At 75.6% G+C, this 15,159-nt stretch carries 13 protein-coding genes; 6 read left to right on the top strand and 7 right to left on the bottom strand.

The window, feature by feature from the left end; translation table 11 throughout:
- Positions 1-302 precede the first annotated feature (302 nt).
- The 3 genes from ACIPYS_RS24380 to ACIPYS_RS24370 all read left to right on the top strand — a co-directional run bounded on the left by ACIPYS_RS24380 (position 303) and on the right by ACIPYS_RS24370 (position 2,975).
- Complete coding sequence (locus ACIPYS_RS24380) at positions 303-497, top strand: hypothetical protein (protein ID WP_030306123.1); 195 nt, start codon at positions 303-305, stop codon at positions 495-497.
- A 177-nt stretch (positions 498-674) separates the two neighbouring features.
- Positions 675-2,312 (top strand): hypothetical protein, encoded by a 1,638-nt coding sequence (locus tag ACIPYS_RS24375; RefSeq protein WP_400749439.1) that lies wholly within the window; start codon positions 675-677, stop codon positions 2,310-2,312.
- 288 nt (positions 2,313-2,600) lie between these two features.
- Positions 2,601-2,975: an RNA polymerase-binding protein RbpA gene (locus ACIPYS_RS24370; RefSeq protein WP_030396357.1), complete on the top strand. Its 375-nt coding sequence runs from the start codon at positions 2,601-2,603 to the stop codon at positions 2,973-2,975.
- Between the two features lie 213 nt (positions 2,976-3,188).
- Here the strand turns inward: ACIPYS_RS24370 and fxsA are convergent, their stop codons facing one another.
- From fxsA to ACIPYS_RS24345, 5 genes are all read right to left on the bottom strand, one after another.
- Positions 3,189-3,770 (bottom strand): FxsA family membrane protein, encoded by a 582-nt coding sequence (gene fxsA / locus ACIPYS_RS24365; RefSeq protein WP_093863136.1) that lies wholly within the window; start codon positions 3,768-3,770, stop codon positions 3,189-3,191.
- Positions 3,771-3,899: 129 nt separating this feature from the next.
- Positions 3,900-5,552: an apolipoprotein N-acyltransferase gene (gene lnt, locus ACIPYS_RS24360; RefSeq protein ID WP_400749435.1), complete on the bottom strand. Its 1,653-nt coding sequence runs from the start codon at positions 5,550-5,552 to the stop codon at positions 3,900-3,902.
- A gap of 201 nt (positions 5,553-5,753) precedes the next feature.
- Entirely contained in the window at positions 5,754-6,212 is a 459-nt protein-coding gene (locus ACIPYS_RS24355) for an N-acetyltransferase (RefSeq protein ID WP_400749432.1), read from the bottom strand.
- Positions 6,213-6,408: 196 nt separating this feature from the next.
- Positions 6,409-8,055 carry an amidohydrolase gene (locus ACIPYS_RS24350; RefSeq protein ID WP_400749429.1) on the bottom strand — a complete coding sequence of 549 codons (1,647 nt, stop codon included), beginning with the start codon at positions 8,053-8,055 and terminating at the stop codon, positions 6,409-6,411.
- Between the two features lie 30 nt (positions 8,056-8,085).
- A complete protein-coding gene (locus ACIPYS_RS24345) occupies positions 8,086-8,526 on the bottom strand; it encodes an Lrp/AsnC family transcriptional regulator (RefSeq protein WP_030396362.1) in 441 nt (146 codons plus the stop codon).
- 276 nt (positions 8,527-8,802) lie between these two features.
- Here ACIPYS_RS24345 and ACIPYS_RS24340 point away from each other — a divergent pair, with 276 nt between their 5' ends.
- Positions 8,803-9,255, top strand: a complete 453-nt coding sequence (locus tag ACIPYS_RS24340) for a hypothetical protein (RefSeq protein ID WP_159425077.1) — start codon at positions 8,803-8,805, stop codon at positions 9,253-9,255.
- Between the two features lie 150 nt (positions 9,256-9,405).
- On the opposite strand, the gene ACIPYS_RS24335 is transcribed toward ACIPYS_RS24340, so the two are convergent.
- A complete protein-coding gene (locus tag ACIPYS_RS24335) occupies positions 9,406-10,569 on the bottom strand; it encodes an acyl-CoA dehydrogenase family protein (protein WP_400749424.1) in 1,164 nt (387 codons plus the stop codon).
- A gap of 305 nt (positions 10,570-10,874) precedes the next feature.
- Between ACIPYS_RS24335 and ACIPYS_RS24330 the strand changes: the two genes are divergently transcribed.
- Complete coding sequence (locus tag ACIPYS_RS24330; RefSeq protein ID WP_400749513.1) at positions 10,875-11,504, top strand: uridine kinase; 630 nt, start codon at positions 10,875-10,877, stop codon at positions 11,502-11,504.
- A 363-nt stretch (positions 11,505-11,867) separates the two neighbouring features.
- Complete coding sequence (locus ACIPYS_RS24325; RefSeq protein WP_400749511.1) at positions 11,868-14,096, top strand: AAA family ATPase; 2,229 nt, start codon at positions 11,868-11,870, stop codon at positions 14,094-14,096.
- 79 nt (positions 14,097-14,175) lie between these two features.
- On the opposite strand, the gene ACIPYS_RS24320 is transcribed toward ACIPYS_RS24325, so the two are convergent.
- A complete protein-coding gene (locus ACIPYS_RS24320) occupies positions 14,176-15,159 on the bottom strand; it encodes an NAD-dependent epimerase/dehydratase family protein (protein WP_400749421.1) in 984 nt (327 codons plus the stop codon).

Genomic DNA, 15,159 nt, shown 5'->3' with positions numbered 1-15,159 from the left:
GGTGGTCGCGCCGGACGCACCGTAGCGCACGACACGGGGGCGGGAAGGTTGCGCGCCCGTTCGGGGGAACTTCTCCCCACCCCGGGAAACTTCCCGCCCGGGCGGCGGGAATGGCTCGGCACGCCGGAAATGCGGCACCCACGGGCCCCGGCGGGCTCGGTTCGCACACCGCCGTCCGGGTCACGGAATGGCGCATCTCCGAAGATCCACCCATTTGCACCGTTCCATCATCTATTACTTTTTGTCACGATTGTGGCACTTTCCGTGACACTGTCCCCGTCCCCTCCTCCGAGGAGCAGAACGTGATCCTCTCGATTTCCGGCATCGTCCTGTTCGGCACCATCACCTTCCTCTTCTTCCGCAGGGACGGACTCAAGGTCTCCCATGCGATCGTCTGCGCCCTCCTCGGTTTCTACATCGCCGGCTCCTCGATCGCGCCGAGCATCACCGCGGGCGGCGCGACCCTCGCCAGCCTGCTCGGCGGCATCAAGTTCTAGCGGGCCTCCCCCGCCCCACGGGCCCGGGTGCGGATCCCACCGCCCCGGGCCCGGTCGTTCCCGCCCCACCCGGCCGTTCCCGCCCGACCCGGCCGTTCCCGCCGGAGCCGCCACCGGACCGGCCGCCGCCGCGAAACCCGTTCCACCCGACCGTCCCACTCGCCCGGGGAGCCAGGAATGCCGCTCAACCGCCACCACCTCACCAAGGGCCGCGACCTCGTCCGCACGGCCGGCGACCACGCCTCCGACATGTTCGCGCCGCTCACCGTCGTCGGCCGGGGGCTGCGCCACCACGCCGGCTGGGCCAGGGACCGCTGGCAGGCCACCCCGAAGGAGCGGCGCGGGCCGACGGTGTTCCTGGTCGCCGCGATGCTGGTCGGGATCTTCCTGCTGCCGCACGGCCTGCTGTTCGCCCTGGTCGCGCTGATGGCCAGCGCCGCCTGGGCCGGTCGCGCGCCCAAGGCCCCGCCGGCCCCGCCCGAGCCGGACGTCGCCGAGGTCAAGCTCACCGCCCTGTACGCGGCCCTCACCCCGTACCTGGCCGGACCGGACGAGCTCGTGCCGCTCTACCGCCACGAGGGTGACTGGAAGAACGTCTTCTCCGGCTGGGAGTTCGACACCGGGGGCCGGCTCTCCCGACTGGAGATCGCCTACCCCGCGTACTTCACCGACACCGAGCCGGCCGCCCGGGCCCGGATCGAGCAGGTCGTCCAGGGCAAGGCCGGCCGGGCCCGCGAGTACCGCTTCGACTGGGACGAGGAGTCCAACCGGCTCCGGATCGCCGCCCTGGCCCCGCTGCCCACCGACATCGCCGCCCAGCGCTTCGTGGCCGCGCCCGGCGAGATCGTGCTCGGCTTCACCGACGAGGACGGCAGCGCCAGGACCATCCCGGTACAGCAGGGCGGCGCGCCCGCCCAGCAGCCGCCGGTGGTCTGGCGGACCGGTCCGCGCTCGGCCGAGCCGCACCTGCTGGCGCTCGGCGTCAGCGGCTACGGCACCTCCAGCCTGATCCGCTCGATCGCCCTCCAGGTCCTGCCGTACGCCGATCTGATGGTGATCGACGGCGCCGGTACCGGCGAGCACGCCTGCCTGGTCAACCGGCCCGGCGTGCACACCGTGGAGACCAGCCTGCACGGCGCGCTGGCCGCGCTGCACTGGGCGGCCCAGGAGACCGAGCGCCGGCTCACCGCGCTGAACGCGGCCCGGCACGCCGGCACCGCGCCGCCCGCCGACGTCACCCGGCCGCTGTGGCTGCTGCTCGACCACCCGACCGAGCTGACCGAACTGGCCCACGCCGAGGGCCGCCCGGACCCGCAGGACCTGCTGGAGCTGCCGCTGCGGCACGGCCGCGCCGCCCGGGTCACCGTGGTGGTCGCCGACGACATCGAGGCCCGGGACCGGATCTCGCCGAGCGTCCGGGCCACCGCCCGGGCCCGGGTCGTGCTCGGCCCGGCCGGTCCGGAGGAGAGCCACGCCGCCCTCGGGGTGCCGCTGGACATCGTGCCCGCCGCGCACGCCCCGGCCGGGCGCGGCTACGCCCGGATCGGCACCGGCGCCCCGGTCCGGCTCCAGCTGCCGGCCACCGTCGACCCCCTGGACGAGGAGGCGCCGGCCGCGCTTCGGGACGCCGTGATCGCCCTGCTGCCGCACCGCGACACCCGCACCGAGGCGCCCGCGCCGGTCCCGTCGGCGCAGCCGCTGCCCGCGCACCAGGACGGCACTCCGACCGTCCCGGTGGAGCTCGGTCCGGCCGCGCACGCCGGGGTGGACCTCGCCAAGGGCCCGGCCGCGCTACGCTTCCGCCCACTCGCCTGACCGGCGGCCATGCATCCGAAGGGGAGGGGCGGCTCCCACCGTCGAATCCCGGCCCGGTACGCTCGTCCGGGAAAGGCCGACCGATCACCAGATGTGAAATAGGTGACACCTGGGGTGATATCACCGGCCAGATGTGACAAATCGGGCGCCGGTGGGTACAAACAGGGACGGCACAACAGACGACGCATGTCCCGGGACGGGAATCTTCGTCGGAGGCCGCGCGTTGACCGAACGACGAAGAACAGCGACCACTAGTCCTGTGGGCCATAAGCCCGGGAGGCACGATTCATGAGCGAGCGAGCTCTCCGCGGCACGCGACTCGGGGCCACTAGCTACGAGACCGACCGCGGTATCGATCTGGCTCCCCGCCAGACCGTCGAGTACGCATGTCAGAACGGACACCGATTCGAGGTTCCTTTCTCGGTCGAGGCCGAGATCCCCTCCGCCTGGGAATGCCGCTTCTGCGGCCAGGAGGCGGTACTCCTCGACGGTGACGAGCCCGAGGAGAAGAAGACCAAGCCGACGCGTACCCATTGGGACATGCTGATGGAGCGCCGGACCCGTGAGGAGTTGGAGGAGGTGCTGGCCGAGCGGCTGGCCGTGCTCCGCTCCGGTGGGATGAACCTCGCGGTGCACCCGCGGGACACCCGCAAGAGCGCCTGACCCCGCTCCCGCCGGCCGGCGGGGGCACGCGAAAAGGGACCCTGGTCACCAGGGTCCCTTTCGCGTTCCCGCTCGCTCCGGGGCCGGGCGGAGACGGCTTCGGCCCGGCCGACACGCCCGGCCGACAGGAGCCGCCGACAGGAGCGGCTTCCGCCCGCGGGCCCGCCCCACCCGGTCGGGAGGGACGGGCCCGGTCCGCCGTCGGCGCGCGGGTCAGCCGTTGAGGGGCGGGCGGTAGCCGGTGTCCGGGCCCTGCGGTCCGGCGGCCGGACCGGCGCCCGGCTCGACCACCTCGCCCTGGATCACCTTGCCGTCCGGGCGGTGGATCCGCAGCTGCTCCTGCAGCCGCATCGCGTCCGCCAGCGGGTCGGCTCCCACGGTCGCGGTGGAGCGCAGCACCTTGTCGGCCGCCCGGCGCCCGGCCGCCCGCCACAGCGCGCGGGTCGGCGGGAACAGCAGGGTCAGCGCCACCGCGTCGGAGAGGAAGCCCGGCAGGATCAGCAGCAGGCCGGCCAGCACGGTCAGGCTGGTCCCGGTCTGCGGCTGCTCGGGCCGCGGGTCGCGGGTCTGCTCGAAGGCCGCCGACAGGGCGCGCGCGCCGGCCCGCTTGATCAGCGAGCCGCCGATCAGCGCGCCCGCGATCAGCAGCAGCACCACGGTCAGGCCGCCCAGCCAGGAGCCCACCTGCACCAGCAGCCAGATCTCCAGTACCAGCCAGGCGGTCAGCAGCAGCGGCAGCGCGCGCCGCAGCTTCGAGCGCGGGGCCGGACGGGTGGGGGTGTCTTGCCGGGTCACGGTACGAATCCACTCCAGGCGGTGCTCTGCGCGCCGCACGGGAGGTCCGGGCCGGCTACGGCACCACCTGGTCCAACGGCCGGCCGGCGGCCGGTGTTCCGCCGGGCGCGGGCCGGGCGGAACACCGGGTCACTCGCCCGGGGCGGGCGGGCCGCCGGGAGCGGTGGCGCCGGCGTCCGCGGGGGCCGTCGCGCGGCGGCGGGCCAGCAGCACGCCCCCGGCGCAGGCCAGCAGGCCGGCCACCGCGAGCGTCCACTCGGGGGCGGCACCGACCCGGTCGGCGACGGTGGTGCCGTCGCGCAGCGGGACGGTCGCGGTCAGCTCGGCGGCGGTCAGCTCCTCGGTGCGCTGGACGACCGTGCCGTCCGGGGCGATCACCGCGCTGATGCCGCTGGTCGCGGCGATCAGCACCGCGCGGCCGTGCTCGACGGCGCGCAGCCGGCTCATCGCGAGCTGCTGCTCCGGCTGCCCGGTCTTGGCGTAGGTGGCGTTGTTGGTCTGCACGACGAGGACCCGGGCGCCCTGGTCGACGGTGTCGCGGACGATCTCGTCGTAGGCGACCTCGAAGCAGATGACGTCGCCGATCCGGGCCGGGCCGAGCTGCATGACGCCGTTGTGGTCGCCGGGGTAGAAGTCCCGGGCGACCCGCTGGAGACGGGTGATGACCTTGGAGAGCTGGTCGCGGAAGGGCACGTACTCGCCGAACGGCACCGGGTGCTGCTTGGTGTAGGAGGCGCCGGGGCCGGTCTTCGGGTCCCAGACGATGCCCTCGTTCTGCACGTGCTGCTCGTCCGGGCCGTCGACGAGGGTGCCGACCAGGGTGGGCACGCCGATCGCGCGGACGGCCTGGTCGATCCGCCGGTAGGCGGCCGGGTCGGAGAACGGGTCGAGGTCGGAGGAGTTCTCCGGCCAGATCACGATGTCCGGCCGCTCGGCCCGGCCCGCCCTGATGTCGTCGGCGAGCTTCTCGGTGGCGGAGGCGTGGTTGTTGAGGACCATCATCGGGCGGCCGAGGAAGTCCATGCCGGGGTTGGGCACGTTGCCCTGGATGACGGCGACCTTGACGGTGTCGGCGGCCGCGGTGGGCACCGGCACCAGGAACCCGGCGAGCATGGTGGCGACGGCGCCGAGCGCGGCGAGGGCGGCCGCGACCGGGCGGCGGTCGGCGCCGCGGCCGGTGGCCCGCACGACGGACCAGGCCAGCAGGGTGCCGGAGATGGCGACGGCGAAGGTCACCAGCGGGGCGCCGCCGAGCGCGGCCAACGGGGTGTACGGGGTGGCGGTGTTGGCGAAGGCCAGCCGGCCCCAGGGGAAGCCGCCGAGCGGCAGCCGGTCGCGGGCCCACTCCTGGGTGATCCACAGGCAGGCGCCCCAGAGCGGCCAGCCGGGCAGCCGGGAGGTGACGGCGAGGCCGGAGCCCAGGGCGGCCAGGAAGAGCGCCTCGACGACGGACAGGCCGACGGTGGCGTCCCAGCCGACCACCCGCAGCCAGCTGAGCAGCATCAGGAAGAACGGCAGGCCGAAGGCGAAGCCGGTCCAGGCCGCCTGGCGGGCGGTGCGGCCCCGGGTCAGCAGGGACAGCGCGGCGACGCCGAGCAGGGACAGCGGCCACAGGTCGAACGGCGGGAAGGCCAGCGCGAGCAGCAGCCCGGCGAGCGCGGCCAGTCCGGTGCGGGGCAGGCCGGCCCGGATCCTGGCGAGGGCCCGGGCCACGCGGCCGGGGCCGGGTGCCTCGTCGGGGGTTTCGGGTGCGGTACCGGACCGCTCCTGGGTGACGGGCATGACCACCGTCGCACCATCTCTCTCGACGCCGTCCCGCTGTGGTGTACGGGGACGGCTGTTCGGACGCTGTCCGAAGAAGGTACCCCGACCGGACACCCCGCCGTGAGCTGAGGGTCGCTTTGCGCCGTCCCGGCGGGGACGGTCGGCGCGGTCGACGCGGTCGGCGCGGGGACGGCGGCGGGCGCGGACCGCCGCGGCCGATCAGCGCGGGGCGTAGGTCGCCTCGGCGAACGGCCAGGTGGTGGCCGGCCAGTCGGAGACGGCGCGGTACAGCGGGGCGTCCAGCCCGGCCCGGTCGGCCCGGACCCAGGAGCTGACCGCGGCGACGCCGGGCCGCTCGCGGTCCGGGTAGACGTAGACGCAGCCGACGACCGCGTCGCCGGGGACAGCGAGCACGCTGTAGGTGAAGCCCCGGCGGGCCTCGAAGTCGGCCGCGTGGCGGCGCAGGTCGGCGAGGTTGCGGTCGGGGTCCATGCCCTCGGCCGGGGGCCAGGTGCCGTGCCCGAAGCCGGGGGTGGCGCGGATGTGGGCGATGCTGCCGGTCCAGGCGGCGTGGTCGGCCTCGTTGTGCTGCTCGCCGAGGGGTTCCAGGCGGAACCCCTCGGCGTCGAGCGCACGGGGGACGGTGAAGTCGGCGGGAACGAACGGCTGGTCGGTCATGGGGCCGACCTAGGGGTTATCTGACAATTCCCGCCGCGCGCGCGACGCCGGGCATCCCGCCTGGACGCACCGCCGAATCGTCCAAGTACGTCCAGTACGAGGACGCTTCGGCGGCACGCCCAGCCGGGCGCCCAACGCCGCGCGCTGATGCGACGCGAATTGTCAGACAACCCCTAGGGCCGCCGGCCCGCGCCGGTCACTCGGTTTCCGCGGGGGCCGGGGCGGCGGCCCCGGCCAGGTGCACGGTGCGGCCGCGGACGACGGTGCGCAGGCAGGTGGGCAGCGGGTGGCCCGGGGTGAGGTCCGGCAGGCCGGGGGTGCCGGAGCGCGGGTCGGTGGACCAGCCGGCCACCCGGTCGTCCGGGGCCTGGACGACCAGGTCGGTCGCGGCCCAGATCGCGTAGCTGGCGACCGCGCCGGGGACGAGGACGCCGTCCTGGTCGCGGCCGACCGCCCGCCAGCCGCCGCGGGTGTGGGCGGTGAACGCGGCCCGGACCGAGATCCGGTGCTCGGGGGTGCGGTGGAAGGCGGCGGCCCGGACGGTGCCCCAGGGGTCGAGCGGGGTGACCGGGGCGTCCGAGCCGAAGGCCAGCGGGACACCGGAGCGCAGCAGCGCGGCGAACGGGTTGAGCGCGGCGGCCCGCTCGGCGCCCAGACGACGGGCGTACATGCCGTCCGGACCGCCCCAGGCGGCGTCGAAGGCGGGCTGCACGGAGGCGGTGAGGCCGAGTTCGGCGAAGGCGGCGACGGTCTTGTCGTCGAGGGCCTCGGCGTGCTCGACCCGGTGGCGCAGCGCCCGGACCCGGTCGGCGCCGATCCGGTCGCCGGCCGCCCGGACGCCCTCCAGCACGGCGGCGACCGCGGCGTCCCCGATGGCGTGGAAGCCGGCCTGGAGGCCGGCCTCGGTGCAGGCGGTGACGTGGTCGGCGATCTGGGCGGCGGTGAGGTAGGAGGTGCCGGTGTGCGCGGCGTCGGCGTAGTCGTGGTGCAGGCAGGCGGTGTGCGAGCCGAGCGCGCCGTCGACGAAGAGGTCGCCGCCGGCGCCGACGGCGCCGAGCCGGCGGGCGGTGTCGACGCCGCCGCGCTCGGCGAGCTCGCCCCAGTAGCCGAACACCTCGGGGCCGTCGCCCTCGGCGGCCAGCTCGAGCAGGGCGGTGAGGTCCTGCTCGGAGGAGATCTCGGGGCCGGCGCACTCGTGCAGGGCGCCGATGCCGAGTTCGGCGGCGCGGGCGAGGGCGGCGCGCTGGGCGTGGCGGCGCTGGGCGGGGGTGAGTCGGGCCAGCGCGGTCGCGCGGACGGCGTGGTGGGCGTCGCGGGTGAGCGGGCCGTCGGGGTGGAAGCCGGGCCGGTCGGCGAGGCCGTCGGTGAGGGCGCGCAGCGCGGTGGTGGCGAGCCCGGAGTGCACGTCGGTGCGGGAGAGGTAGACGGCGGCGCCGCCGGCGGCGGCGTCCAGCTCGGCGAGGGTCGGCGGGCGGCCCTCGGGCCAGCCGGTCTCGTCCCAGCCGTGGCCGATGAGGACACCGCCGGGCTGCTCGCGGGCGGTGAAGGCGGTGACGGCGGCCAGGGCGGCGGCCAGCGAGGGGGTTCCGGTGAGGTCGAGGCCGGTGAGCGCGAGGCCGGTGGCGGTGGCGTGCGCGTGGGCGTCGACGAAGGCCGGGGTGACCAGGGCGCCGTCGAGTTCGACGATCTCGTCGGCGGTCCGCGCGTAGGCCTCGGCGGCGCCGTCGCTGCCGACCCAGGCGACGTGCTCGCCCTCGACGAGCATGGCGGTGGCGAAGGGGTCGGCGGGGCTGTAGACGGCGCCGCCGCGCAGCAGGACGGTCCGGGAGTTGCGTTCGGTCATGGGCCAAGTCTGCACCCCCCGGAGGGCCGGTCAGAGCCTCGGGGGGCGGGCCTCGTAGGGGGTGGACAGGACGACGGTGGTGCGGGTGGAGACGCCGGCGGCGCTGCGGATGCGTGCCAGCAGGTCCTCCAGGTCGCCGGGGGCGCCGACGCGGACCTTGAGGATGTAGTTCTCCTCGCCGGCGACGCTGTGGCAGGCCTCGATCTCGGGCAGGTCGGCCAGTCTCTCGGGTGTGTCGTCGGGGGCGCTGGGGTCGAAGGGTTTGACCGAGATGAACGCGGTGAGCGCGAGGTCGACGGCGTCGGGGTCGATGATCGCGGTGTAGCCGCGGATCACTCCGCGCTGTTCGAGGCGGCGCACCCGCTGGTGCACCGCCGAGGTGGACAGGCCGGTGGCCTTGCCCAGGTCCGTGTAGCTCATCCGGCCGTCCTGGAGGAGCAGTCGGACGATGCGTTGATCGAGATCCTCCACAAGGCGCAAACCTACCCTCTCGGGGGCGCGCGGATCGCCGCGGCGGGGGGCGCGGACGGCGTCGGGCCGGGGGCGCACGCGGGACCGGCAGGGGGGCGCGGAGACGCGTCCGGCGCGCCCCGGGGTGCCGTACGGGCACATGCCGGACGAATGTGGCGAAGGACACACCCGGTGCATCACAGTGCGCCGAACTGCAGGGTTATGAGTCCGCGTCGGCGGGAAGTGCTGGTTGTGGCCCCGGGCGACCACGCCGGGCCCGATCCGAGGGGGATCACCATGCGCGTTACCGACCAGCGCCCGACGGGCGCGGACGACGCCCACGATACGACCGACCGCGAGGACCTCGCGGTCCCCTACGACGCCGCGCCGGGGGTGGATCCGGGCGAGGCCGAGCCGTGGGAGACCGTCCGGGTCGACTGCCCGTCCTGCCGGCGTCCGATCGCCCTGGTGGGCGACGAGGAGCGGCTGCCGCAGCACGCCGTGCTGCCCCGGGCCTGGCACCCCTTCTCCCCCACCCTGTGCCCGGGCTCGGGCACCCCGACGGACGACCTGGCCGAGGTGGAGTGCGCCGAGGAGGCCGACTCGGCCGGCCTGGCCGCGCTGCTCGCGCTGCCGGGCGAGCACGACTGGCGCACCCAGCCGTTCTCGCACGCGCTGGTGCACCGCCCGGTCCGCTCGGGCTCCGTCCCGGCCATCCCCGAGCAGCGCAGCCGGTTCTCCCGGCGCTGAGCGCCGGCCGCGCGCCAGGGCATCGCGCGTCGGCCCCGACGATCGGCGGCACGGCCCCCGGTCCCGCTCCGTACCCAGGAGCGGCACCGGGGGCCGTTCGCGTGCCGCCCGCCGGGCCCGCGCCGGGGACGGCGGCGGGCCGGGCGGCGGTCAGCCCTTGGTGAGGTGGCGGCCGATCACCAGGCGCTGGATCTGGTTGGTGCCCTCGACGATCTGCAGCACCTTGGCCTCGCGCATGTAGCGCTCGGCCGGGAAGTCCTGGGTGTAGCCGTAGCCGCCGAGCACCTGGACGGCGTCGGTGGTCACCCGCATCGCGGCGTCGGTGCAGAACAGCTTCGCCATCGCCGCCTCCTTGGAGAACGCCTGGCCGGCGTCGCGGCGGCGGGCGGCGGACAGGTAGAGCGCGCGGCCGGCCTCGATCTGGGTGGCCATGTCGGCGAGCATGAAGGACAGGCCCTGGAAGTCGGCGATCGGCTGGCCGAACTGGTGGCGGCCGCGCGCGTAGTCGACGGCGGTGTCGAGCGCGGCCTGGGCGACGCCGATCGCGCAGGCGGCGATGCCGAGCCGGCCGGAGTCCAGCGCGGCGAGCGCGATCTGGAAGCCCTGGCCCTCGCTGCCGATCAGCCGGTCCCGGGAGACCCGGGCGCCGTCGAAGTGCAGCTGGGCGGTGGGCGAGGACTTCATGCCCATCTTGTGCTCCGGCGGGGCGGCCGACAGGCCGGGCTGGGTGCCGGGCACCAGCAGGCAGCTGATCCCCCGGGCGCCCTCCCCACCGGTGCGCACCAGCGCGCTGTAGAAGTCGGCCTCGCCGCCGTGGGTGATCCAGGCCTTGGTGCCGCCGACGACGTACTCCTCGCCGTCCAGGTCGGCCCGGGTGCGCAGGGCGGCGGCGTCGGAGCCGGACTGCGGCTCGGACAGGCAGTAGGCGCCGAGCTGCTCGCCGGAGAGCATCCCGGGCAGCCAGCGGCCGCGCTGCTCGTCGGTGCCGAAGGTGGCGAGCGCGTGGCAGGAGAGGGTGTGCACGCTGACGCCCAGGCCGACGGCCAGCCAGCCGGACGCCAGTTCCTCCAGCACCTGGAGGTAGACCTCGTAGGGCTGCTCGCCGCCGCCGTAGGCCTCGTCGTACGGGAGGGAGAGCAGACCGGCCTCGCCGAGCGTGCGGAAGACCTCGCGCGGGAAGCGGCCGGCGGCCTCGTCCTCCGCGGCGCGCGGCTTCAGCTCGCGCTGGACGAGGTCCCGGGTGAGGTTCAGGAGCTCGCGGGCCTCCTCGCTGGGCAGCTGGCGGTCCACGGACTTCGCGGGGGAGGTGGTCATGGCGGCTGGTCGCCTCCTCGGTCGTGCGCCGGGCCCCGGGGTGTGGTCGGGCCCGCGCGGGGTGTGGCAGCCTCGGCCGGGCGGCACCGGATTGCGGTGAACGGCCGTTCACAGGCATGGCGATGCGAGTATGCCTGATCGGGACGCCGCCGTCACGGGTAGCACTCGAACACTGTCCGGACCGGCGCGGAGTCCGCCGTAGGGTTGACGTTGTGGCTTCTTCCAAGACTTCCGCCGCCCCGGTAGTGGGGCCCGGCGCACGGCCGAGCGCCCGGCCGGGCGCGCGGCCCGGCCCGGGCGGGCCGGTGCGGACCCCGGCGGCCGCCGGCGCGTTGGCCGCCCTCGCTGCCGAACTGCGGGCGCTGCCGCCGTCCTGCGGCCCGGTGCGCCTGGTCGCGGTGGACGGCCACGCGGGCTCGGGCAAGACGACCTTCGCCGCCCGGCTGGCGGCCGCGCTCGGCGGCGCCCCCGTGGTGCACCTGGACGACCTGGCGACGCACGCCGAGCCGTTCGGCTGGACCGGGCGGCTGCGCGACCAGGTGCTGGAGCCGCTGGCGGCGGGCCGGGACGCGGAGTACGAGGTGTACGACTGGACGCTGCGCCGGTTCGCCGGGACGGCGGCGGTGCCGCTCGCGCCGGTGGTCCTGGTCGAGGGGGTCGGCGCCGGGCGGCGCGCGGTGCGGCCGGAGCTGGCCCGGCTGGTGTGGATGGAACTGGACGCGGCGGCGGCCCGGCGGCGGGGCGAGGAGCGGGACGGTCCCGCGCTGGCGGAGTTCTGGGCCGGCTGGGCACTGGCCGAATCGGCACATTTCGCCGCGGACCCGAGCCGCCCGCACGCCGGGACCCTGGTCGACGGGGTGACCGGACGGATCGCGCCGGGCACCGTCGGTGAACCTTCAACAATGACCTTGACCTGCGACGTCACCAGGAAATAGGTTCTCTCTCGTTCGCGGAATTGTTGATTCCGCAACTTCGGACCCGGCATCCCCGGCTTGTTCCCCCGTGAGCCGGGGGTGCCGTCCGACTCCCCCACCCCGGGGCCGGCCACCCCTCAACGGCCGCCCGCCCGATCGCTTTTGACATCGTGCGACACCCTTCCGGATCAGCGCCGCGCCGGTACGATTCCAGGCAGGCGCAGATGCGCCCCGGGGGCGGACGACCACCGGCGGGTCCGCACACCGCCGCACCGGTCGGGCCCCGAGCCACATCGCGGGGGGCGTTGAGTGGAGAGTTCCAACAGCAACACCGCGGGCGGACCGGCTCCGAACCGGCTCGCCGACCGGGCCTGGCTGCGTGCCATGGACGCCTACACGGCCGGGGCGTACACCCGGGCCGAGGAGGAGTTCCGCGCCGCCGTCCGGCTCGACCCCGGCATGGCCGACGCCTGGCTCGGCCTGCACGCGCTGCGCAGTGACACCTCCGGCGCGCTGCTCGCGATGCACCGGCACCGGGAGCGGTTCGGCGAGCAGCGCCGACGGCACGGACGCCCGCTCAGTTCCTGGTACTGGCTGGGCTGGTGGGTGCAGCCGGTGCTGGAGACCGCCCGGGACCTCGCCCTCGCGCACGCCTCGCACTGGCTGGACGGCCGCCATCTCACCGAGCTGGACCACGCCCTGGAGCAGTGCCCGGCCCCCGCCGAGGACCCGTCCGCGCGTTTCCTGCACGCCTGCCGCTCCTACCTCCTCAAGGACTGGGAGCAACTGATCCGGGACACCGACCGGCTGCTCGACGATCCGCTGCTCGGCATCGAGGCCGGGCTGTTCGCCGGTATGGCCCGGGTCCGGCTGGACATGTGCGCGCAGGCCCAGCCGCCGCTCGCCGCCTCACTGGCCCGCTGCCGCTCCGAGCAGCCGCAGCGCAAGGAGCTGCGGTACTGGCTGGCCCGCGCCTACGAGGGCGCCGGGCGCAGCGCGGCCGCGCTGCCGCTGTACCGGGCCGTGCACCGGGCCGACCCGGCGTTCATGGACACCGCCGCCCGGCTGGCGGCGATCTCGGCGGAGGACGGCCTCGCGGACGCCCTGCTGGACGGTGCCGGGATCGGCGGCCGGGACGCGGGGCGCGGGGCGGAGGACGACGCGATCGACGCGGCGCTGCTGGACGCGGCGGTCCTGGAGCAGGCGGGTTTCGAGGCGCTCGGGGCCGGATCGGAGTTCGGGGCGGGCGCGGAGTTCGGGGCGGAGCAGGCGGCGGAGTTCGGGGCGGGTACGGAGTTCGGGGCGGAGCAGGCGGCGACGGAGTCCGGGGTCGAGTTCGGCGCGGAGTTCGCCACCGAACAGGCGTCGGCCCTCGCGGGCGCCGAGCCGTCGGGCGCGGAGCTGCCGACCGGAGCCGGTGCGTTCGGCGGGCCCGGCGGCGCGGACCCCTTCGGGAACCCGGGCCCGGGCGGTCCGGCCGGGACCGACGACGAGGCGGAGGACGGCCACCCGAGCGTGCCGACCCCGGCCGGACCGGGCAGCACCGGCGGTACCGGCGGTACCGGCGGAACCGGCGGAACCGGGAACAGGCCCGGTGGCGGGGCGGGCGCACCGCCACCGCTGGTGACCAACGGACGCGCCGGCTCGACCGCCCCGCAGCCTGCCGCCGCCTCCCCCGCCGCCCCCGCGGCGGCGCGCGCCGAAACCGCTCCGGCCCACGTGGCGAGCATCAGTTCGACCCCTGAACACGAGGACCACCGCGCCGAGTTGGACGCCGCGCTGGCCGAACTCTCCCGGATGGTCGGCCTGGAGCCGGTCAAGCGGCAGGTGCGGGCGCTCTCGGCGCAGCTACGGATGGCCCGGCTGCGCGCCGAGCAGGGCCTGCCGGTCCAGCCGCCCAAGCGCCACTTCGTCTTCTCCGGGCCGTCCGGCACCGGCAAGACCACCGTCGCCCGGATCCTCGGCCGGGTCTTCCACGCCCTCGGCCTGCTCTCCGGGGACCATCTGGTGGAGGCTCAACGAGCCGACCTGGTCGGTGAGTTCCTCGGCCAGACGGCGGTGAAGGCGAACGAGCTGATCGACTCCGCACTGGACGGCGTGCTCTTCATCGACGAGGCCTACAGCCTCTCCAACTCCGGTTACAGCAAGGGCGACGCGTACGGCGACGAGGCACTGCAGGTGCTGCTCAAGCGGGCCGAGGACAACCGGGACCGGCTGGTGGTGATCCTGGCCGGCTACCCGGAGGGCATGAACCGGCTGCTGGCCACCAACCCCGGGCTCAACTCCCGCTTCACCAGCCGGGTCGACTTCCCGAGCTACCGCCCCGGCGAGCTGACCGCGATCGGCGCGGCGCTCGCCGGGCAGGACGGCGACGGCTGGGACGAGGACGCGGCCGAGGAACTCGCCTCGATCTGCACCCATGTGGTCCGCGAGGGCTGGATCGACGAGCTCGGCAACGGCCGCTTCATCCGCACCCTGTACGAGAAGTCCTGCGCCTACCGGGACCTGCGGCTCAGCCTGCTGCGCGAGCCGCCCGGCCGGGAGGACCTCGCCACGCTGCGACTGCCGGACCTGGTGCAGGCGTATGGCGAACTGATCGACGGCCGGGGCTGAGGCGGGGCCGGCGCCGGACCGACCCGCTCGGCCCCGCCCGGCCCGGCCCCGCCCCCGCGTCGGGCGCGGGCGCGGGGCGTCAGCCGGCCAGCGCCGCGGCCTCCAGCTCCGGGTCCAGGCCGACGGTCGGCCGGTCCGGGCGCTGCGGCGCCACGCCGCCGATCGATTGCAGCCACGCCCAGGTGTCGGCGACCGTCTCCGCCACCGGCCGGCAGCGCAGCCCGGCGGCCAGCGCCTTGCTCACGTCCGCGCCGTGCACGGTGTCGTACAGCTCGCCCGGCGGGACCCAGAACGGCAGCTGGACCCACGGCGCGATGCCGGCCCGGGCGATCGCCCCGGGCTCCGTCCAGCGCAGCTCGGGCTCGGCGCCGGTGGCCTTCGCGCAGGCCTCCAGCAGTTCGCCCATGGTGGTGTGCCCGCGCGGGCCGACCAGGTCGAAGGGGCCGCCGAGGCCGGCCTCGACCGCGTCGAGGGTCCAGGCCGCGAGGTCGCGGACGTCGATGAACTGCACCGCGAGGTCGCGCGGACCGGGGGCGAGCACCGGGCCGCCGCGGGCGATCCGGTCGAGCCACCAGGGCAGGCGGCCGATGTTCTCGTACGGTCCGACGATCAGCCCGGCCCGGATCAGCAGCGCCCGGTCGCCGAAGGCGTCCAGCGCCGCCAGCTCGCCGCCGCGCTTGGACTCGGCGTAGGGCATCTCGCCGTCGTCCGGCGAGCCCTCGACCAGCGGAGCGCTCTCGTCCGCGCCGGCCGCCGTCGGGTACGCGTACACCGACCGGCTGGACACGTACGCGTAGCGGCCGACCCGGCCGGCCAGCAGGCGGGCGCTGTCGCGCACCACCGACGGGGCGGCGGACCAGGTGTCCACCACCGCGTCCCACTCCCCCGCGGCCAGGGCCGCGAGCCCGCCCTCGGCCGTCCGGTCCCCGTGCAGCACCCGGGCCCCCTCCGGCGCGGCGTGCGTACCCCGGTGGAAGACCGTCACCTCCCAGCCCCGCTCCAGTGCCGCCTCCGCGACGGCCCGCCCCACGAATTCCGTCCCACCCAGCAGGAGAAGTCTCAT

Origin of the sequence: Kitasatospora sp. NPDC089913, assembly GCF_044748625.1 — a bacterium.
Taxonomy (GTDB): Bacteria; Actinomycetota; Actinomycetes; order Streptomycetales; family Streptomycetaceae; genus Kitasatospora.
Note: the sequence above shows the minus strand (reverse complement) of the source record. Positions and strands in the feature narration are given on the sequence as shown.